Raw genomic sequence first — 20186 nt, forward strand, 5'->3', positions numbered from 1 at the left:
GTGACGACGGTGCTGTGGGACCTGGACGGCACGCTGATCAAGCTGCGGCAGCGCACCTTTCGAGTGCTGATGCCGCTGGTGGCGGCCGCCGCGTTCCGCGATGTCGTGCCGCCGGTGCGGTTCCTGCGCGCGCTCGACGGCGCCCTGGATCGGGTCAGAGCCAACGAGAGCGCGGAGACCAACCACGATCAGTTGGTCCGGATGCTCGCGGAGACAACCGGACTCGATCGCGCCACTGCCGACGCGCGATTCCGTGTACTGGCAGACACCGGATTTCCGCGGCTGCGCAGGTGCTTCCAGCCGCTACCGCCCGCACAGACGCTGGTGGCGGAGCTGGCGAACGCCGGTGTGCGCCAAGTGGTCGCGACCAACCCGCTGTGGCCGCTGGTCACCGTGACCGACCGGCTGCGCTGGGGCGGGTTCGATCCGGGCACGTTCGCCCATATCACGAGTGGAGAGTCGATGCGACGAGCGAAACCACGGCTGGATTTCTACCGAGAGCTGCTAGGCCAGTTGAGTATCGACGCGGGGGAGTGCGTCATGGTCGGCAACGACGCGGTCAAGGATGCGCCTGCCGCGCGACTCGGCATTCCGGTGTTCCTGCTCGACAACCGCGGTGACACCGCCGGATCCGACGGCGTCACCCACGGAGATTGGGCGGCGCTGGCCGCATGGCTCGGAGTTGGTGCGTCATGTTCGTTGTCGTGAATTCGAAGGCCAAGGGCGGCAGCGCTACTCGCTGGCCGACGGTCGAACGAGAGCTACGCGAGCGCTATCCCGACCTGCGCTGCGCGACACCGGATTCGGTGAGTGAAGCGGAGAAGGCGATTCGGGCGGCGTTGGACGCCGGCGCGCGAACGGTGGTCGCGGCAGGCGGCGACGGGACCGTCAACCTGGTGCTCAACGCACTGATGGACCCGAGCACCGATCGGCCGCGCCGCCCGGACACCGCGCTCGGCGCCATCGGCCTCGGCAGCTCCAATGACTTCCACAAGCCCTTCGCCGCCGAACGCCAGGTGGCCGGTCTTCCCGTCCGGCTCGATGAGACACGAACCAGCACAGTCGATGTCGGAAAGGCGACGATGCAGTTGCCGGACGGCAGCAGCCAGGTGCGCTACTTCATGTTGAACGCGAGCATGGGGCTGGTTGCCGAGGGCAACCACGCTTTCAACACTGCGGGCGGTCTGGTGCGCAGGCTCAAGCGACTCAGTGTCGAAGCGGCGATCCTCTTGACCACCGTGCGCACCATCGCGGCTTTCCGGCCGCTCGACATCGAAATCCACAGTGCGGACTGGACATACCCCGGTCCGATCACCAATGTCGGTGTGCTCAAGACCGTGCATTTCGCCGGTGGAATGCGCTACGACACCGGCGTCGAGCGGTCCGACGGACAGTTCGACGTGAACATCTGGGCACCCGCCGGTCGCGCGGCGATCGTCGCGCTCATCGCCGGGCTGTACCGCGGCCGATTCTCGCAGTCACCGCTGGCGGTCACCCGTCGTGGCGGCGCGGTGGGGCTGCGGCCGCGGTACGCGAGCCCGCTGGAACTCGACGGCGAGGTCACCGTCGTGACCTCGGCCCGGCTCGAGGTGCTGCCCTCGGTGCTGCGGGTGTGTGGCTGATGGCGGCACGGACAAGGAGTGCGAAGGTGACCGAACAGGCAGGCGTCGTGCTGATCACCGGCGCCGCATCGGGCATGGGGCTGGCCACGGCACAGCTGCTGAGCGAGCGCGGCTATGCGGTGGAAGGCGCCGATCTGGTGGCGCCCGCTGACGCCGGCTTCCCGGTCGCCGCCGTGGATGTCGCCGACGGCGCCGCAGTGCGGCGGTGGGTCGCCGACGTCACGGCGCGGCACGAGAAGGTCGACGCGCTGATCACCTTCGCCGGTTACGCGATCAAAGGCGCGGTCGAAGAGACAGACCCGGACGAAGCGGCTGCGCTGCTGAACGTCAACCTGTTGGGCACCGCACGTGCTGTGCGCGCGGTCCTTCCGGTGCTGCGCGGCCAGGGTGCGGGCCGGGTGGTGCTGGTGAGCTCGGGTGCGGCCATCACGGCGATGCCGTTCGGCGGCTGGTACTCCGCGAGCAAGGCCGCGATCGAAAAGCTCGGCGAGGCAATGCGACTGGAGACCGCGGGGACCGGCATCCAGGTGACCACCCTGGTGCCGGGCTGGACTCGCACCCCGATCTTTACCAGCGCCAGAGAGACCCGCATACGCATCGACGAATACCGCGGTGCGGCAGCGGAGGTCGACAGGCGCCTGGCGGACTTCCTCGACCACGGCCAAGAACCCGCGGCGATCGCGGATGCGGTGGCCACGATTCTGACCGCGCGCCGGGTGCGCGGCACCTACCGGGTCGGTAAGGACGTGCGTCGCTCTCATCTGGCTCGCAGGCTGCTCCCGGCCGCGCTGTACGAGCGAAGCGTCAACGACTACTACGGAATTGGAGTATCTGCCCCCGTGTCTACCTTCACCACCATGCCGCCCATGATCGATCCGGCGAGCCGCGCACCCCTGACCGAGGCCACCGACGGCTCACTCGTCACCGCCGACGGCACCGTCGGACTGCAGGTCCTCGATCGGCGCTTGCGGCTTTACCGGGACGCGAACGCGGCACCGCCCGCCGACGCCGACCGCAAGGACACCATCCGGCTGGCTTACCGGATCTACTCCAAGGCCTACCCGATCGTGGCCACGCTGCTGTTCTGGGTCGTCTGGCGGGGCAACCTGCGCGCACTCGGAAAGTTCTGCGGCGACCAGATGCGCTCCGCGCAGACCAAGGGCACGGCCTTCGTCGAGGTCGGTGTCGGCGACGGCAGCCTGACCAAATTCGCGGTGCGCACGGCAAAGGTGAAAAACTTGCCGTCGTTGCTGTTCGTCGACCTGTCGCCGGACATGCTGGTGAAGGCGGCCAAGCGATTCCGCAAGGCGGACAACATGGTTGCGTTGGTGCAAGACGCCACCACGCTGGGTCTGGCGCCCGGTTCGGTCCGGTCGCTCGGCTGCTACGGCGCGCTGCACGTCTTCCCCGACCCGTCGGCCGTGCTGCATCATCTGGCCGGACTGCTCGCCGACGACGGTGAACTGTCGCTGTCGGTGCTGACCAGCCCCGGCGTCGGCTGGAAGGACCGTCTGATCGAACGCGCGGTCAGCACCGGAACCATCACCTCGAACTTCACCGTCACCGACGTCGAGCAACTGCTGACCAAGGCCGGGTTGGAGACCGTCGAGACCGTGCACAACGGCCACCAGCTGCTGATCCGGACGCGGCGCAGCACCAGCGCCGCATGAGCGTGGTGCTCGAGCTGACCGGTGTCGGCAAAAGCTATCTACGCGGCGGCGAACGCATCCATGCGCTGCGCGAATTCGACTTCGTGCTCGCCGCAGGGGAATTCGTCGTCGTGACCGGGCCTTCGGGTTCGGGTAAGTCGACCCTCCTGCACATCGCGGGCGGGTTGGACGCGCCGGACACCGGCACCGTGCGGTTCCGCGACACCGACGTCTGGGCGATGGGCGCCAACGCCCGCTCGGCTTTCCGCCGCCGCAACCTCGGCTTCGTCTTCCAGTTCTTCAACCTGGTTCCGATGCTGACCGCGGTGGAAAACGTCTCGCTCCCACTGGTTCTCGACGGCGTACCAGCGCGGGTCGCCGACGAGCGAGCGCGCACACTGCTCGGGCGGGTCGGGCTCGGTGCGCGCGCCGAGCACCGGCCCGCGGAGCTGTCCGGCGGGCAGATGCAGCGGGTGTCGGTGGCGCGGGCGATGGTGGCCGAGCCCGCGCTGCTGCTCGCCGATGAGCCGACCGGCAACCTGGACAGCGGTTCGTCGGCCGAGGTGCTCGCGGTGGTGCGTGAGCTCGCCGCCGAGCAGGATGCTGCGGTCATCATGGTGACGCACGACCCGGCAATGGTCGAATTCGGTTCGCGGCACCTCGGTTTGGTCGACGGCCGGGCGCACGAGCTCGTCCCGGACGCCGCGGACGGGCGGTGAGCGTGCCTGGTCGGGCCAGTATCACCCGATTCCATCGGATTCATCTGAAGGCGCTCGTCTTCGACTGGCGGCGAACGGTTTCCAGCATCGTCGGGGTGATGATCGGGGTCACCCTGGTGCTCGCGATGCTGCAGCTGCGCCAGGAATTGACCAGGCCGTTCGACTCGTTCGGTCCCGCGCTGACCACCAGCGCAGGCGACCGGGTGCTCGAGGTGACACCCGATGTGAGTGGGCGGCTGCCGAATTCGATCGTCGACCGGCTGCGCGCCGAGCTGCCCGACGCGGAGGCGGTGGTGCCGTTCGTGGCCGGGCTGGCGCCGGTGCAGATCGGCGGCGAGCGGCACGGGTTCTTCGTCATGGGCGCGCCATGCTCGATCGAGCTGCTGGTCGGCTCGTTCAACTGCGAGGAGCGGGCGCGCACCGAGCAGCCCGCGGCCGGGCCAGGCACGCCGTTCGAGGTGCCCGCCGTGATCGCCGAGCGACTCGGTCTGCGCCTCGGCGCGGAGGTCAGCATTCCCGGCCAGCTGCCCGGCTCGACCCACCTCGGCTGGACCTTCCCCGAATTCGACCGGGTGGCCGGAATCAACAACGGGCAGTTGCTGTTCGCGCCGACCCCCGACGACGCGGCCGCCCTGTTCGGCGCGCCGGGTTTCGTCACCGCCGCGTTCGTGGTGCCCAAGCCGGGAGCCGACCTCACCGCTGCGGTGCAGCGGATCGTTGGTGACGTCGGCAGCATCGGGCCGCCGCGACCGCAGATACCGGTCATCTACGCGACCGGCCAGCAGACGCTGAACCTGACCGCGCTCAGCGGCATCATCGTCGGCATCCTCATCGTGATCAACACGGTGCTGCTCGGCATCGAAGATCGCCGCAGGGTCATGGGGGCCATCGGTGCGATCGGCGCTACCCCGCGCACCCTGCTGTTCGGCTTTCTCGGCGAGGGCGCAGTGCTCGGCGCCATCGGCGGGCTGCTTGCCGTGCCGACCGGGTTTCTGCTCGGCTCGCTGCTCATCGACCGATTCGGGCGATCGATGCTGGACGGGTCCGGGGCGGTGATCGCGGCGGACTGGCATCCCGCGCTGATCGCCTACGGCGTCGGCGCAGGCGTGCTGAGTGGCATGCTCGCCATTGCGGGCCCGGCCTGGCGGCTGATCCGCGAGGGTCCGCTGGCGTCGATGGCCAGCTTCGGCGTCGTGCGCCGGACCCGCTCGGTGTCGATCTGGTCGCTGGTGCTCGGTGCCGGGATGCTCGTCGGCGCGGTGCTGCTGATGCGAGAGTTCAACCAGGGCAAGGTGTCTCTGGACACCGGAAGTACGGCGCTCTTCCTCGGACTCGCCGGTGCGGCGGCCGTCACGGTGTGGGCGACACCGCCGGTCGCGGTGCGGTTGGTGCGGCTGCTTGCGCGGCGCAGTGCGGGCGTCGGCAGGCTGGCGTATGCGGATCTGCGGCGGTACGCGGTACTTTTCGCGACGACGGTCGCCGTGCTGACGGTCGGCGCGAGCCTCGCTATCGGTTCGGCCAGTGTGCAAGCGCTTGCCGCGCAGCAGGTGGCGGGCCAGAAGCCGGATCGGCTGCCCGACACGGTGGTCATTGCGCCGCAATCGATCCTGGACCAGCGTCAGGGTCAGCTCTCCGCCTCGACCTACGAGAGGATCGAACGTGCCGCCGCCGGTCGTGAAATAGCGTCGCGCAGACAGGCATTCCTACCCTCGGCCACCGAACCGCGGATGGTGCTCGGGGTAGCGCCGGGCGGCTGGTACGCGACCGCCATCGCCGACCCGACCGGCGACGCAAGCACGATGTGGCGCGGACTCGCCGCCGGTGATGTTGCGTTGAGCGAGGTGGCCGCGGGCAGGCTGCATGCCGGTGCCGGCGACACCGTTGAACTGCCGACCCCGCAGGGCCGAAAACCGTATCGTGTCGCGGGAACCTTTGTGCCGCAGGTGATCAACGATTCGACCCTCGGCGATATCGTGCTGGTGTCGGAGGATCGTGCGGCACAGGACTGGCACGCGGTGCGTGACCAAGTGGTGGTGCGCTACACCTCTGCCGCCGAGGCAAGTGCCCACCGCGCCGACTATCTCGCCATCGGTGCGGGCCTGTCGGTCTACGACGATCACGAATGGGCAAGCGCCGCAGACGCCGCCATCACCCGCTTCTTCGAGCCCTTCACGGTCACCGGCTTCGTTGTCATGATCACCGCGGGCATCAGCGTCTTGAACATCTTCGTGCTCGGCCTCATTCAACGCCGCCGCGAACGGGCGGTGCTGCGCGCGATCGGCGTCTCGATCGGCACCGAGCAAGCCGCGATCGCGATCCAAGCGGCACTGCTGGCCTTCCTCACCGCGGTAGCCGCACTACTCGGCGGACTCGGCCTGATCTACCTCCAGGCCCTGGCCTCCCCGGTGTTCTACGGCTTCCAACTCCGCTGGAGCGTCCTACCCCAACCCCTCCTGATCAGCCTCGGCGGCATCGTCGCCCTGGTCGCGGCAGCCGCCGCCTACCCCCTCTGGCACGCGAGTCGATTGGAGGCAGTCGACGTGCTGCGTGCGGAATAGGTTCGGCTGTACCCCCGCCGCGGCCCACGCCGGGTTGGGCAGGGCGGCCGGGCGGTCAGTTTGTCGTGAGAGCCCGTTCGAGGGTGGCGTAGCCTGCAGGTTCCCAGGTCGGTTTGCCGCCGGGCAGGCCACGCCGACCGGCCTGCCCGATGTGGATCAGGCTCAAAGCACGCAGGACTGCCCACCCGCGAGCGCGGGCGATGGTCGATTCGTCGGCTCGTCCGTAGGCGTCGAAGAATCGGCTCGCGGCGTCGGCAGGCAACAGGATCCAAGCGGCGGAAAGATCGGTCGCGGGATCACCCGCACACATCTCGCCGAAATCGATCACCCCGGCCAGCATCCCGTCCTGGACAACCACATTCGCCGGATGCAAATCACCGTGCAGCCAGAGCGGCGCACCTGCCCAGTCGGGCGCCGCAACGGCCTGTTCCCAGACTTCCCGCGCGCGCTCAGCCATCGCGTCGTCGGCAACGACCCCGAACCAGCTGTCGGAAGGCGGTCCGCCAACACCGGCAGCCATGTCTGCTCAGTGCGCAGCAGAGCAGGCGCCCGCTCGGTCCGCGGCAACCGCACGGCCAGATCCTCACCGAGCCGCCACATCTGATTATCCCAGCCCCCGTTGACATCTCGGAGCTCGAGCTTCGCCAAATCAGGATGCTGCTCCCGCAACAGCGCCCGCACCAGGTCCTGCTCGAACCTGACCTCTTCCGTCACCAACCCTCCGATCTCGCAACGCGGGCACGCTAGCGTCCACCAAACACCGAGGGGGAACTGGTGTAGGTGGCTTCTCGCGAAATGCCTACACCAGTTCCCCTTGATCTTGAAATCGGCTACCTGTGGCGGGTGATGACGACGGGTTTGACATCGGTGGGGACGTTGGCGAAGGCGGAGACGGGGATGCCGAAGGAGGCGGCTAGGACCTCGCGGGGGATCGAGTTGAGGGTGCCGACGATGCCGATGTCGTCGTTGGGTTCGCCTGCGCTGGTGTTGAAGGTGACGAGAACGTCCAAAGGTGTGTCGGCGCTGGCGTTTTCGAAGTAGTGGAAGTATCCCTGTGGCGCGAAGACGAGATCACCCTGCTCGGCTTCGAAGACGTCGTTGTGATAGGTCCCGTCGGGATGGGTGCCCAGGATGCTCCACTTCGCCTTGCCGGAGATGATGTAGTTCAACTCCCAGGCGGTGGGATGCCAGTGTGGTTCCCGGATGCCGCCACCGTCGAGGTGGACGAAGTACACCGACCCCTTCTGTCCTTGTAGTACCGGGAAATTGTCTTCGTTCGCGCCCTGCAGGTAGCCACCGTCGAAGTTCGCCCGGTTTGCCGCCTTCAGCTTGAACAGGTGCGACTTGTTGTTGAGATTGCTGTCGACCGCGCCGTCACTCGCGACTGCGCTCGGAATGTCGGGACTTGCTGCCGCCGCGCCGATCAGTCCGCCGCCGAGCGCGGCGGCTCCCACTGCGACTGCGCTGGTGCCGAGCAGGGCCCTGCGGCCCATCGCGCCATTGCTGTTGTCCTGCTTCACATTCAAGTCGTCTGACATGTCGCCATCTCTCCTGATGCACAAGGGAACATCTGAACTGGTTAGCACTTCTAAGATTAAAGTTAACCCGTTAAGATGGGTGCGACCACGTGACTCGCGTCATAGCCGAACGGACTGGTGCTACAGGATCGAATTGGCGCAGAGTCGTTGAACGGCAAGAACTCTCGCCGTCCTGCCCGGGCATGGCGGGTCGCCGACCCGCAGCCGGCCGAGTACCGCTCAGGCGACAGCGCTACTCGACGACACCTGGCACGGGATCACCTTTGATCCGGCCGGACAGTTCGCCGCCGTACTTGCCCGCGTTCGCCTGCATAATCGGTTCGAGCAGAGCGGAATTCGCCGACTTTCCGGAGAACAGCGAGTCCCAGGTTTCGCCGCCACCGGCCACCAGGCTCGCTGCCTGCTGCATCTCCGCACCCAGCTCGCCCGACTTGGCCAGCTGGTTGAGTTGCTGCGCCTCTTCGGCCGATGTGACGTTCTCCTGGGCGACCCGCTGTGTTTCCGCACGCAACTTGTCGAGCTCTGATTTGAGGTTCGCAAGGATGGCCTCGTACTGACCACCTTTGTCAACGGCTGCCATGGTTTGTCCCTCGACTAGACCTGCGGCGGCTTCGGCAGCGACTCCCGGCTGAACTCCGAAACTCCCGAGATGAAAAGGTTGATGATCGAGCGAAGCAAGGTGAAGAACACATTCACCGCAGTGATCACGCCCTTGTACAGTTTGATGGCTTCCCAGCCCTTCTTGGCCAGATACGCCTGGCCGTACAGCGGGATCGACGCCTTCGTGAAACCGGCGGCAATGACGCTGACGATCAACACGAAGGCGTCGGTGATGTTCTGCGCCAGGTTCACCGCCTGCTCAGCGGCATCGTCGAGGGCCTGCGCCACTTTCCGCATGACCGACTCGAGGTTCTCGAACTTGGTCTTCCATGCGCCGAAATGCGCGCCTGCGGAGTTCGCCGCGTTGCCTTTCCACGTCTTCGAGATCGACGTCTGGCCGTTGGCCAGGTTCGCGTCCACGTCATCGATCAGCTCGGCAAGCATGCGCCACGCGTCGGCTTGCCTCGAGGCTTTCACGGTGTCTCCGGCGAGGAGTTTCGCGACCTCCTCGCGTGGATCGGACGCGCCGAGGAAGACGAGGAGATCGCAGACTCGGTCCCACAGAATGCCGAAGGACACCGTCGGGATTTCCTTGGCGCGGCTGTTCGGATCCTTCAGATGAGCTGTGGGCGCGGACAGATCGTCGAATCCGTTCGCTACCCCGTCGTCGGTGACGGTCACCGCGATCCCGGCGTCGAGATCGGCGAATGATTGCGCGAAGTTCCTGTCCGCGTTGACGTATTCCTCGGCCGAGATGTCCAACGCCCGCTTGGCCTTGTCCATGTTCTCATTGCTCGCCAGCAACACGGTGTGCAGCGCGGGCACGATTTTCTCGTAGTCGCCCTTGATGAGGTTCATGATCCGGCCGAACTCCGCGTCGTTGATATTGCGCACCGCGTAGTTGTGGGCCTCGAAGAGATGCGTGCCGGATCGTCCTGCTTGCGCGGCCCAGCCGCGAAGGTCGGCGATCTCGACGGTGAACTCGGTCATGGATACCCCCAAGGAAAGTGTGGTGCTAGCCAGTAATTCGTCCGTGCACGACCAGCAGGATCATGTTGACGACGATGATCCCGACCGATCCCAGCCATTGGAGTCGCCAATTGGTGCGCATGGCAACGAACGCCCCGATAATCCCCACGGCACCCGCCACGCAGTAGCCGATTTTCCACCCGGCTTCCGTCGAGTTGAGCGCGACCACGATGGTGAACGTCGAGAGCAGGATTGCCCCAACCATCAGTTCGCGCCGGAGCAATCCCTCGGCCAGCAACACGCCGATCTTGCCCATGTGCCCCCTCCAACGTCCTTTGCGCAGAGTGTAAACCGACCTAGGCCTGCACCGCGGGCGAAACCTAGCGAAAGTACGGGTAATCCTGTATCCAGTGGAATCCGCGGTTGCGCAAAGTGAAGCTGTTCAAATCTATGCGTTCCAAAGTGATCACAGCAGGGCGGTCGTGCAGGTTTCCGCGCAGCAAAAGCTGGTCCGGAGTAGGTCGCTCAGTCGATAGCATGGCGAACGGAGGCTGGCGCCTTGGGTTTTCGCGGGGTGAGTCCACCACAGCGGTGAGTTCGAGCTGTCCGGTGGGGAGGAAGTCGGCGTGCACCGGTACCAGTTCGCCATTCATTCGTTGGTAGGTTGCTTGCTCTGGGGCATCGAAAACGAGCCGGTGCCAACGATTCTCATCGGTTGTCAGTGGTGGCAGCGACTGGCCGTCAATGCTGAAATCCCGTACCTCCCATATTCCGTAGAACACGGACTTGGGCCTAGCGGGACCGTACTGCTCTTGCCAAACCACCCAGCGGTCATAGCCGCTGCCGAACGCCATCGAGAGGCCGATGGCCACCACAATCCAGAACGCGAGGCGATTCTTCCGAACGTCGCTGAACAACGACGGTGTTCTCAATGGTTCACATGAGCGTTGTCGCACAAAGACATTGGCCAGTCGCCCGAGGTGCGGCGCGAGCAGGACGACGCTGATCAGCAACAGATGCGAGGAGAGCAGCTTCTCCGGAATATCGAAGGTCATGTTCGTCAACAGGACTTGCGCCATGCTGGCCAGACTCACCACCGCGCCGAGCACTGCGGTTCGCGGCACGAGAAGCAGCAACCCAGCCACGACTTCGACGCCGCCGAGCACCATCTCGTAGGGGTAAGAGCTGCCGATCTGCAACCACAGCACGGAGGCGGGACTCAGGTCGCCGTACGGCTGCAACAGCTGTGCCAGCGATGGGCCGGGCATCTGCGTGGGGATCAGCTTGGCGAACCCGAACCCCACCATCTGCCCGGCCAGGCACAGCCGCAGGAACAGCGTGAACCACGCCAGCAGCCGAGCCGAGGAGCTACGCCGGTCGACGGCCGTCCACACCGCGGTAACCACAACCGCGACAACAAGAATGCAGAACATCAGCACCCACGTGGCTGTTTGGTCACCGGCGCCGGAGTCCTGGTGCAGCCTCGCGTCGACCCCGAAAACCGTTCGGCCCACCCAATCGGTGACCGGGTCCGTGAGTGCCATGTTCCACGGTCCCGGGTATTCGCGGATCCAGCGGCCGAAGATGCCGAGCAGTGCGAACGGAATGTAGGGGAGCAGCAGACAGAACAGGCCGAAGTAGCAGACGCAGAATCGGAATGCTGTCCGCGTCAGCGGATTCCAGCCTTCTCGGGTGTCGACGGTCTCGGCGGTTGGCACGTCGGTGCTGATCACTGCTGCATCCTCGGGTCCTGGGTCGGGTCGGCATACGGGGTCGGGCAGCCGTGCTCGGCGGCCTCGGGGCGAAGCTCGTAATGCCATGGCTCGTTGGCGTAGATCTGGCAGAGCCCGTATTCGGCGCCGTGCGTGGACAGCCATGCCGCGGCCACGGTGGGTCCGATGTCCACCGCCTGCCCGGACACGTGGGCCGACGCGGTCGGCGCGGCCACCCACCGAGCAGCCTCCTGCGCCGAGCCGTACTTCGAGACCGCTTCACGCAATAGTTGCGCCTGGTACTCCGGAGACCGCCAGCCGCTGTTGACGACGAACTCGACCCCGTCCGCCGCGGCATCGGTGGCGGCGCTGCGCAGGGCTTCGAGCAGGTCGGCGTCGAGGTTGATCACGGACGGACTGCGGTCATCGAAGACGGTCACGCCATTCGGCGCAGCGGCTGGATCATGCCAGGCCGCCGAGGAGGCGAGGAACGTCAACGATTGGTAGACAAGAACACCGACAGGCACCGCGCCGACGACCGCGAGGCCGGCGCGGAGCATCGATCGACGACTAGCTGTTCGTCTTGATTGGTTATTACTCATGTCTTCAGCTAAGGCAGCGCGGCGTTGTCAGCCCGTATGCGGTTTTCGATACGCCGACGATATTTCCCGCCTGGAAGAATCGAGTTCCTATGCGTGTGTTGATCGTGGAGGACGAACCGTATCTGGCCGAGGCCATCCGCGATGGCCTGCGCCTGGAAGCGATCGCCGCGGACACCGCCGGTGACGGCGACACGGCGTTGGCGCTGCTGAGCATCAACGCCTACGACATCGCCGTCCTCGACCGCGACATCCCAGGTCCGTCCGGTGACGAGATCGCCGAACGCATCGTCGCCTCCGGCAGCGGCATGCCGATCCTGATGCTCACCGCCGCCGACCGGCTCGACGACAAGGCGACCGGATTCGGGCTCGGCGCCGACGACTACCTCACCAAACCCTTCGACCTCCGCGAGCTCGTGCTCCGGCTCAGGGCGCTCGACCGCAGGCGTGCGCACAGCAGACCTCCGGTGCGGGAAATCGCGGGTCTGCGGGTGGATCCGTTTCGCCGCGAGGTCTTCCGCGACGGGCGCTATGTCGCGTTGACCAGGAAGCAATTCGCGGTGCTCGAAGTCCTCGTCGCTGCCGAAGGCGGTGTGGTCAGCGCCGAGGAACTCCTGGAACGGGCGTGGGACGAGAACGCGGATCCGTTCACCAACGCCGTGCGCATCACCGTCTCAGCGCTGCGTAAACGCCTGGGCGAGCCCTGGATCATCGCGACCGTGGCCGGCGTCGGTTACCGCATCAGCACGCACGCGGACGTCGAGCAGGACGGAGGAGATCGTGGATAGAGCGCCGGGTTTGAGCGTTCGCCTCAAACTCACCCTCAGCTACGCCGGGTTCCTCATGCTCGCGGGTACCTTGCTGCTTGCGGCGATGCTGGTCTTCTACCTCTACTATTTGCCCGACGGTTGGCTCTACACCTCCGGCGACTTCTGGATCAACCGCCCGCTTCTGCTCCGCTCCTTCGCGCCGTTCATGGCTCTCGTGCTGGCCTTTCTGCTGGTGTTCGGTCTCGCTGGCGGATGGCTGCTCGCAGGCCGGATGCTCGCGCCACTGACCCGCATCACCGATGCCACCCGCGCGGCCGCGAATGGTTCACTCTCGCACCGGATCTCGCTGCCAGGTTCGCAAGACGAGTTTCGCGAACTCGCCGATGCCTTCGACACCATGCTCGCGCGGCTCGAAGCACACGTCGCCGAACAGCAGAGGTTCGCTGCCAATGCCTCGCACGAACTGCGCACGCCGCTGGCGATTACCCAGACCCTGCTCGACGTGGCGCGCAATGCGCCGCAGCGCGACACCACCGAACTAGTCGACCGCCTGCACACCGTCAATACCCGCGCGATCGACCTCACCGAAGCCCTGCTCCTGCTCAGCCGCGCGGACCAGCGCGCATTCACCAGGGAGCATGTCGACCTGTCGCTCATTGCGGAAGAAGCCACCGAAACCCTGCTTCCCCTTGCGGAGAAGCATGGCGTCACTCTGGAGACCTTCGGTGACATGACCAGAACCGTCGGCTCCCGCGCTCTGCTGCTACAGCTGACGACGAACCTGGTGCACAACGCGATCGTGCACAACCTGCCGGAACATGGAGCGGCGTGGGTCACCACCACCGTCTACCCGGGGACTGTCGTGCTCACGGTCGAAAGCACCGGCGACAGACTCGCCCCGCAGTTGGTCGCCACACTGGTCGAGCCGTTCCGGCGTGGCACCGAACGCATCCGAACCCACCGCTCAGGGGTCGGTCTCGGCTTAGCGATCGTCAAAAGCATCACCCAGGCGCACGCCGGAACCCTCACCCTCACGCCACGCCCCACCGGAGGGCTCTGCGTCACAGTGCAATTGCCCGCATGGGCATAGGCTCTTCGGTCAGTCGATGACCGCGATCGCGTCGACTTCGATCAAATACCCTGGCGCAGCTAGTGTTTCGACGCCGAGGAGGACATCGGTCGGCTTGTGGTCACCGAAGAGCGCAATCCGGGCCTCTTCGATGACGGTCAGATATTCCGGGCGATGACCGACAACGTAGATCGTAATCTTGGCGACCTGATCCGGTCGCGCTCCGGCGGCGGCGAGGGCGCGGCCGAGATTGGCGAAGACCTGGCGAGCCTGCGCCGCCAGATCACCGGCGAACACCAGGTTGCCGTCGAGGTCGTCGGACATCTGACCCGCGACGAACACCATGCGACTCCCGGTCGCCACCACGACATGGCTATAGGTCTTCGGCGTGTCCAAACCCTCGGGTTGGATGATCTCGAGCATTGCCGCACCTTCTTCTTCACCGGTGTGCCTGCGCGCGCGACGCGAGACGGCATTCGCTGGACGGGCACGATCAAGTTAGCGGATTCGTCTGGCGAGGTCGCGCGATATTTTGCCGAGGTGGCGCCGGGTGTGGGTTGAGCGCGGCTTAACGCGGATCCAGGGATCGTGAACTGTTGCGCTCGCCTAATGCGCGGACCTTAGGCTTCGCGCCGGACGACAACTGATACGCCGCAGCTATCGGCGGAAGGACTAATACATGCGTTTCGTCGGAATACAGCGCGGCGTGGGACTGGTGCTGGTCGCGTTGCTCGGTCTCGGTCTGTTGTCGGCGACATCGGCCTCGGCGGCGGGTGACGTGGATCGTTATCTCGACCTCCCGCTGGTGAATCGGGACGGTTCGGTCGGTCCCGGCGGTGTGCACCCCGAACTGCCTTCCGGCCGTGTCGAACTCGGCCAGGCGTTGGATGAGGTTCGGGCCGCCGGGATCGCGCCGACCCGCTATGCCGCGCTGCTGCTCCAGTACTGGCTCGCCGACTCGACCGAGCAGGCAGGCCTCGACCTGAAGTCGTGGAATCCGCGCGCGGGCATGAACGTCAACCGGCAGAACATGATCAACACGTATCGCTACTACGAGCAGCTGCAGCTGGCGCACCCTGAACTGCAGTGGGCCGGGATGGCGGGCCAGGCGGGCGCCGCGCTCGCCGGCGCGATGGTCGACGGTCAGGTGGCGCTCGACGCGGGCACCGCGCTCGACGGGGTGCCCGCTGTCGTCGCTGCCGCGCAGGGTGTGTACGGCGCGGTGGAGCAGGCGGCGGGACCTGACGCGTTGCGACAGCTTCCGCGCGGGTTGGCCGCGGTCGTGGACAGTGGACGGACGCTCCAGGTCGCCGATGTGCGATTCATGCTGAGCGAGGTTCTGGTCATGTGGCGCAACATCTTCAGCGATCTGGTGCCGATGCACGAGGCGTACATCACTGGCGGGCTGCCCGCTCTGCAGGAGATGCAGGCTGCCGGCTTGTTCGGCGACACCATCATGAACGCGTGGCGCGACATCGCTTCCGGCGACGTGCAGCGCATCCCGGTCGGCAACGCTGCGTTGATGCGACGCGAGCAGCAGGAGATCGTCGGCGCACATTGGGATCGGGTTCGCGCGTACAAGGGCAATGTCGGTGAGGCCCTCACCTACATGATGGCCGTGGTCGGCGCGCCGACGGTCGCCGGCGTTGTCGCGCCGCGCGAGTTCCATCAAATAGCCATCCCATTCACTGGAACCGACGGCCGAGCCATGAAGCTGACTCTGCCACTACCGAACTGGAACTGGTCAGTGCTCGACGACCGCTGGGCCTACATCTCCGGCGAACTGCTGACCAAGTACCCCCAGCAGGTCCAGCACGACTGGCCCACCCTCGTCACCGAGATCAACAAACCCTTCGAAACCCAGGTAACCGAGCACCGCCCCCTCTTCAGCACCCCAGAAATCCTGGAATCCGCCATCCGCGGCCTCAAAGTAGTCCCAGCCGACCAGCCCTGACCCCGCCGCCAGGTGGATGCCCTGCAAACCCCGCAGCCGCACACTTTCTGTCTTCCCGCACACGATTTGGCATGCAATATCGTGTGCGGAAAGACAGAAAGTGTGCGGCTGAGAGTCTTTGATCTTGAATCTCTGTCTTTGATCTTGAAGTTCTCGAAACGGGAGCACAGCCAAGTGACCCGGCTGGGACGAGAGGTCGCGTGATCGACTGCGGAGGTCAGCCGGGTACGGCAGACGACGCCACCACGCTAATCCGGTGCAAACCCTGGACTGCCGTACTCGTCAGGAGACCGTGGACCCGAAGGAGCTCTGCCTTCGCCGAGCCCAAAGCGGCACGGCCGCAGCCCAACCCGCCCCGTGGGGCGCGGCCTCAGACGGGCGCGGTCTCGGACGGGCGCGGTCTCGGACAGGCGCGGCTTTGGAGGAGCGCGGCCTCGGACAGGCGCGGCTTTGGAGGGGCGCGGCTTTGGGGGTTGGTTCGGGTTTCGTGGGGCGTGTTGCGTTTGGGGTGGTGGTTTATCCGCGGGTTGAACGGTTTCCTGGCGAGCGGGACGGTTTCGGGGTTTGCACTGGATAGCGTGGTGGCGTCGGGTGCCGTACCCGGCTGACCTCCGCTGTCAGGTGCGGGTTCTCTCGTCCCAGACCGGGTTGCTTGGCTGTGGTCCGGTTCAAAGATCTTTTCGGGGAAGTGATCTCGAGGGAGGTTGACGGGAGTCGTATGGTGGCCGTTTTCGGGCGGGTGGCAACCATAGGACTCCCGTCAATGGCGCGCAGCAACCATTTCACTACCGTCAACACGGCTCGGCAACCATTGGACTACCCTCAATGAACTCTGCAACCATTCGACTACCGTCAACGCCGCTCGGCAACCATTCGACTACGGTCAACGCCGCTCGGCAACCATTCGACTACGGTCAACGCCGCTCGGCAACCATTTCTCTCCCGTCAATTCGGGTCAGCGACCAATTCTCTGACGTCGATGCGAGGCTCGCTGGCTAGGCATGGTTCCGGCGCGAGAGTTGGTGCAGCCATGTCCCGTTCGCGTGGGTGGTGGTTCACGAGTGGTACATGACGGAGGCGTTTACGGCGTGTCGCCTCCACCGTGTACCACTCGTGCGAGTGCGTCTGTGTTGCGAGCGTCTCGGGAGGGCCGCTCGCCTAGGTGAACTGGAGTACGGACCAGTCGCCGGCGTGTAGGGCTGCGCGGGCGGCTAGGGGGACGACGATGTGGTTGCGGACTGCTTGTTGGGCTACGGCCAGGTCGGCGGGGTGGTGTCCGAGGACGGTGGCGCCTACCGCTCGCCCCTGGGAGAGGATGAGGCGGCGGTAGGAGTGTGGGCGGTCGATGATGATGACCTCGTCCAAGAATTCCGGTTCCACCTTTCCGATGGCGAACAATTCCAGGCCGGCACCTTTGAGGATGGTGGTCGGCATGGTCTCGACGAGCGACCGGTCGCCACCGAGGGCGTTCTCGGCGGCGATCTCGGCTTGGGCGGCGGCGATCGCCCAGAGGCCGGGCACTTGCCCGCGATGCTCGGCGACGTCGCCCGCAGCGTAGACGCCGGGGATGCTGGTGCTCATTCGATCGTCGACGAGTACGCCGCGGCCGACCGGCACCCCGGCGGCCTGGGCCAGTTCGATGTTGGGGCGGATGCCGGTTGCGGTGAGGAACAGATCGCAGTCCAGCGTGCGGCCGTCGCGCAGCAGCACGCCACTCACTGCGGGATCGCCTGTGACGGCGACGGTTTCGGCGTTTCGTAACACCTGGATCCGGTTTCGGAGGAAGTGTTCGAGCACCAACTGTGAGCAGCGCGCGTCGATTTGCTTGCTCAGCAACCGTTCTCCGCGCTCCAGCACCGTGACCCGCAGGCCGAGCAGGCTGAGCGCGTACGCGGCCTCGAGACCGAGGAGCCCGCCGCCGGCGACTACGGCGTTGGCACAGTGGAATCGTTGCACGTAGGAGCGGATCCATGTCGCGTCGCCTGCTTCGCGGAGCACGAAACATCCTGGGCGCGAGAGCCCTTCGATGGGCGGCAGGGCGCTGCTGGCGCCCATGGCGAGGATCAACCGGTCGTAGGGCAGTGCGTCGCCGGTGCCGAGGAACACCCGGCGTGCCTCCAGATCAATACCGGTGACCAGGGTGTTCAACCAGGCGACGATGTGATGGTCGTCGTACCACCGATCCGGTAACAGCTGCAGTCCTTGCATCGCCGAGCGCCCGTACACCAGCCGGGAGATGCCCATGCGGTTGTAGAAGGTGCTCGATTCCCGCCCGACGACATGGATTTCGCAATCGGGATGGCCGCGCCGGAGGAAGTCGGCGGCAGTCACGCCCGCGATGCCGTTGCCGATCACGACGGCGCTGACGACGGAACGATCGAAGTGCGTCGGCCTGATCGGCTTCGCGTTGCCCGGCTCCGGCGTCAGCGCGACCTTGACCGTGCCGCTGCTGATCCGCGCGCAGCACGCCATTCGGGTGTTGTCCGCGAAACCGAGGCGGCGCAACGTGTTCTGCTCATCCTGTCCCGGCGGCGACAGGCACGACATGCCGTCGAGCACGGCGACCGGGTCGGCGCCGCACACCCCCATCCTGCATCCGGCTTCGATCGGTTGTTCGCCGCGTTCGGCGATGTCGAGCAGGCTCATGCCGGGATCGGCGCCGACTCGGGTGCCGCTCGGTTCGAAGTGGACCGAGATGGTGGATTCGCTCGGCTTGTCCGCGGTGCTCGGCCGTCGCCTCGGGAACGGCAGCAGCATCGGCTCGGTCCTGGCTCCGGTGCTGACCGCGAATTGCACCTCGACGACCCTGGTTCGCGCGATCCACACCAGCGTGATCGCCAGGACCGCGACGCTGATCGGCCACCGTAGCCATGGCGCGCTCAACCCGGTGATCGTCTCGAACGACTGTGCCAGGGTCACTCCGGAAAACCAGTAGAAGATATTGAGGGCAATGGCCGCGTAAACCGCGCTGATGGTCGGCGCGCTCAATGGTGTGAGCGACTCGATGGCGAAGAACACACCGACCGCGACAACCATGAAGAGCGCCAGCATCGAATATTGCCGCAGCAGGCCGGTTCCGGTGTCGGCGCGCAGGGTGAAGAAGCCGAGAATGAATCCTGGCAACGCGGCAGCGAACAGCTTGCGCGGTTGACTCCACGCCCGGCTCGGATCGGTCAGATCCGACTGATAGGCCGGACGCGGTTTGAGGTCGTAGCAGTTTTTGGCACAGCCGACGCACGGCTGGCAGTGACTGTTGGGCACCGTCACGAACGGTGTCTGCCCATAGGCGCGTTGCAATGCGAACAGCGGGCAGATACTGCTGCACCAACCGCTCTTTCCTTTGAACATCACTCCGCCGGTGAAAGCGCTGACCGCGACCAACGCCAGCACGATGCCCGCCGCCGCCCCGTTGCGATCGAGTCCGGCTAGTCGAGCGCCCGCGATGCCGAAGAACAGCGTGATCGACACCAGATAGCCTCGACCATAAAGCCATTGGGGTGGGGTTCGGCCTCTGGTGAAACGCAGCACCCGAGGAATCTGATTCGCCGCGGCCAGCGGGCAACTATTGCGCCACAACCCTGGCGCGATCAAGAACAGTCCTGGCAGCAGCGGCACGACCACGCCGAAGAATACGAACAACCCGCCCGCGGGCCGGACGAACATCGCGATCAGCACGGCCAGGTAGGCGACCATGCTCGCGATCCGCACCACATGCCAGAGCTCGCGTGGCACGCGGGTGGGCAATTCGGTGGAGGGGGCGAACAGTTTTCGTTTGCCGGTGGGATCGATCCCCAGCACTCGGTTCAGTACGGATATCAGCGGCGACGACGGCTGGTCGGCGTCCGGCGGCACGAGGGCAGGCAGATCGACCTTCGTGTCCTCGGTCGATTCCGACGGCTCCGCGGTCCCGGTGTAGAGCACGACGATGTCGGTGTCGCCGAGCTGAACGACGTCGCCGGTCGTCAGCGCGGCCCGCCCGGTCAGCACGGTGCCGTTGACGGCGGTGCCGTTGGAGCTGCCTAGATCGACCAGCGACAGCGCGGTCGGGCTCGGCACAAATCGTAGGTGCTGCCGCGAAACCGCTTTATCGGCAATGTATTCGCCGTCGCAGTCCCTGCCGAAGGTGGTCGGGCCCGCCAGCATCAGCCGACGGGCGGGCGCGCCTGGCTCGCGTATTTCGATCAACGGCGGACCGCTCTTCATGCCGCTGCGTCCGCCGAATCGGCGGAATGCGTTGTGCCAGTTCGACGATGCACCAGGCAGCGTTATCGCGCCGGTGTCCTGATCGTCGCCCGATCGGCGCGGCGCAGTACTCAGCGCTTCTGTTCGTGTGCTCATACCGTATGACCTCGACCGTCATGTCAACGGGCGCCGGTCTCCAGGCCGGCGCCGACCGCCCACAACCAAGTGATGAAGTAGCTAACGGT

Annotated in this window: 17 protein-coding genes; 8 read left to right on the plus strand and 9 right to left on the minus strand. The window is 65.9% G+C overall.

Annotated elements, in window-relative coordinates; translation table 11 throughout:
* Genes ACGFNJ_RS16565 through ACGFNJ_RS16585 form a run of 5 tightly spaced genes read left to right on the plus strand, consistent with a single transcriptional unit; the run spans window position 1 to window position 6548 of the window.
* Entirely contained in the window at window positions 1-708 is a 708-nt protein-coding gene (locus ACGFNJ_RS16565) for an HAD family hydrolase (protein WP_393448124.1), read from the plus strand.
* Window positions 705-1622 carry a diacylglycerol/lipid kinase family protein gene (locus ACGFNJ_RS16570; protein ID WP_393448126.1) on the plus strand — a complete coding sequence of 306 codons (918 nt, stop codon included), beginning with the start codon at window positions 705-707 and terminating at the stop codon, window positions 1620-1622. The genes ACGFNJ_RS16565 and ACGFNJ_RS16570 overlap by 4 nt, the downstream gene beginning before the upstream one ends.
* A 26-nt stretch (window positions 1623-1648) precedes the next feature.
* Complete coding sequence (locus ACGFNJ_RS16575) at window positions 1649-3292, plus strand: SDR family NAD(P)-dependent oxidoreductase (RefSeq protein WP_393448128.1); 1644 nt, start codon at window positions 1649-1651, stop codon at window positions 3290-3292.
* A complete protein-coding gene (locus ACGFNJ_RS16580; protein WP_393448130.1) occupies window positions 3289-3990 on the plus strand; it encodes an ABC transporter ATP-binding protein in 702 nt (233 codons plus the stop codon). Before ACGFNJ_RS16575 ends, ACGFNJ_RS16580 begins: the two co-directional genes overlap by 4 nt.
* Entirely contained in the window at window positions 3987-6548 is a 2562-nt protein-coding gene (locus ACGFNJ_RS16585) for an FtsX-like permease family protein (RefSeq protein ID WP_393448132.1), read from the plus strand. The genes ACGFNJ_RS16580 and ACGFNJ_RS16585 overlap by 4 nt, the downstream gene beginning before the upstream one ends.
* 55 nt (window positions 6549-6603) lie before the next feature.
* Here ACGFNJ_RS16585 and ACGFNJ_RS16590 read toward each other — a convergent pair whose 3' ends face one another.
* From ACGFNJ_RS16590 to ACGFNJ_RS16620, 7 genes are all read right to left on the minus strand, one after another.
* A complete protein-coding gene (locus tag ACGFNJ_RS16590) occupies window positions 6604-7068 on the minus strand; it encodes a phosphotransferase (protein WP_393448134.1) in 465 nt (154 codons plus the stop codon).
* Window positions 7069-7378: 310 nt separating this feature from the next.
* A complete protein-coding gene (locus ACGFNJ_RS16595) occupies window positions 7379-8086 on the minus strand; it encodes a cupin domain-containing protein (RefSeq protein ID WP_393448136.1) in 708 nt (235 codons plus the stop codon).
* A 232-nt stretch (window positions 8087-8318) separates the two neighbouring features.
* Window positions 8319-8666: a hypothetical protein gene (locus ACGFNJ_RS16600; RefSeq protein ID WP_393448138.1), complete on the minus strand. Its 348-nt coding sequence runs from the start codon at window positions 8664-8666 to the stop codon at window positions 8319-8321.
* A 14-nt stretch (window positions 8667-8680) separates the two neighbouring features.
* The gene (locus tag ACGFNJ_RS16605) at window positions 8681-9676 is read right to left on the minus strand and encodes a WXG100 family type VII secretion target (protein WP_393448140.1); all 996 of its coding nucleotides are present in this window, start codon (window positions 9674-9676) and stop codon (window positions 8681-8683) included.
* Window positions 9677-9701: 25 nt separating this feature from the next.
* A complete protein-coding gene (locus ACGFNJ_RS16610) occupies window positions 9702-9971 on the minus strand; it encodes a hypothetical protein (protein WP_393448142.1) in 270 nt (89 codons plus the stop codon).
* 64 nt (window positions 9972-10035) lie between these two features.
* Window positions 10036-11385: a DoxX family protein gene (locus ACGFNJ_RS16615; RefSeq protein WP_393449994.1), complete on the minus strand. Its 1350-nt coding sequence runs from the start codon at window positions 11383-11385 to the stop codon at window positions 10036-10038.
* The gene (locus tag ACGFNJ_RS16620; protein ID WP_393448144.1) at window positions 11385-11927 is read right to left on the minus strand and encodes a M15 family metallopeptidase; all 543 of its coding nucleotides are present in this window, start codon (window positions 11925-11927) and stop codon (window positions 11385-11387) included. The genes ACGFNJ_RS16615 and ACGFNJ_RS16620 overlap by 1 nt, the downstream gene beginning before the upstream one ends.
* A 131-nt stretch (window positions 11928-12058) precedes the next feature.
* On the opposite strand from ACGFNJ_RS16620, the gene ACGFNJ_RS16625 reads away from it, so the two are divergent.
* Window positions 12059-12754, plus strand: a complete 696-nt coding sequence (locus ACGFNJ_RS16625; protein ID WP_393448146.1) for a response regulator transcription factor — start codon at window positions 12059-12061, stop codon at window positions 12752-12754.
* Window positions 12747-13826 (plus strand): sensor histidine kinase, encoded by a 1080-nt coding sequence (locus ACGFNJ_RS16630; protein ID WP_393448148.1) that lies wholly within the window; start codon window positions 12747-12749, stop codon window positions 13824-13826. Before ACGFNJ_RS16625 ends, ACGFNJ_RS16630 begins: the two co-directional genes overlap by 8 nt.
* Window positions 13827-13835: 9 nt before the next feature.
* On the opposite strand, the gene ACGFNJ_RS16635 is transcribed toward ACGFNJ_RS16630, so the two are convergent.
* Complete coding sequence (locus tag ACGFNJ_RS16635) at window positions 13836-14228, minus strand: RidA family protein (RefSeq protein WP_393448150.1); 393 nt, start codon at window positions 14226-14228, stop codon at window positions 13836-13838.
* A 256-nt stretch (window positions 14229-14484) separates the two neighbouring features.
* Here ACGFNJ_RS16635 and ACGFNJ_RS16640 point away from each other — a divergent pair, with 256 nt between their 5' ends.
* Complete coding sequence (locus ACGFNJ_RS16640) at window positions 14485-15759, plus strand: hypothetical protein (protein ID WP_393448152.1); 1275 nt, start codon at window positions 14485-14487, stop codon at window positions 15757-15759.
* 1158 nt (window positions 15760-16917) lie between these two features.
* Here ACGFNJ_RS16640 and ACGFNJ_RS16645 read toward each other — a convergent pair.
* Entirely contained in the window at window positions 16918-20097 is a 3180-nt protein-coding gene (locus ACGFNJ_RS16645; RefSeq protein ID WP_393448154.1) for an FAD-dependent oxidoreductase, read from the minus strand.
* Window positions 20098-20186 lie beyond the last annotated feature (89 nt).

It is taken from the genome of Nocardia sp. NPDC049149 (assembly GCF_043197455.1).
In the GTDB taxonomy this organism is placed as follows: Bacteria; Actinomycetota; Actinomycetes; order Mycobacteriales; family Mycobacteriaceae; genus Nocardia.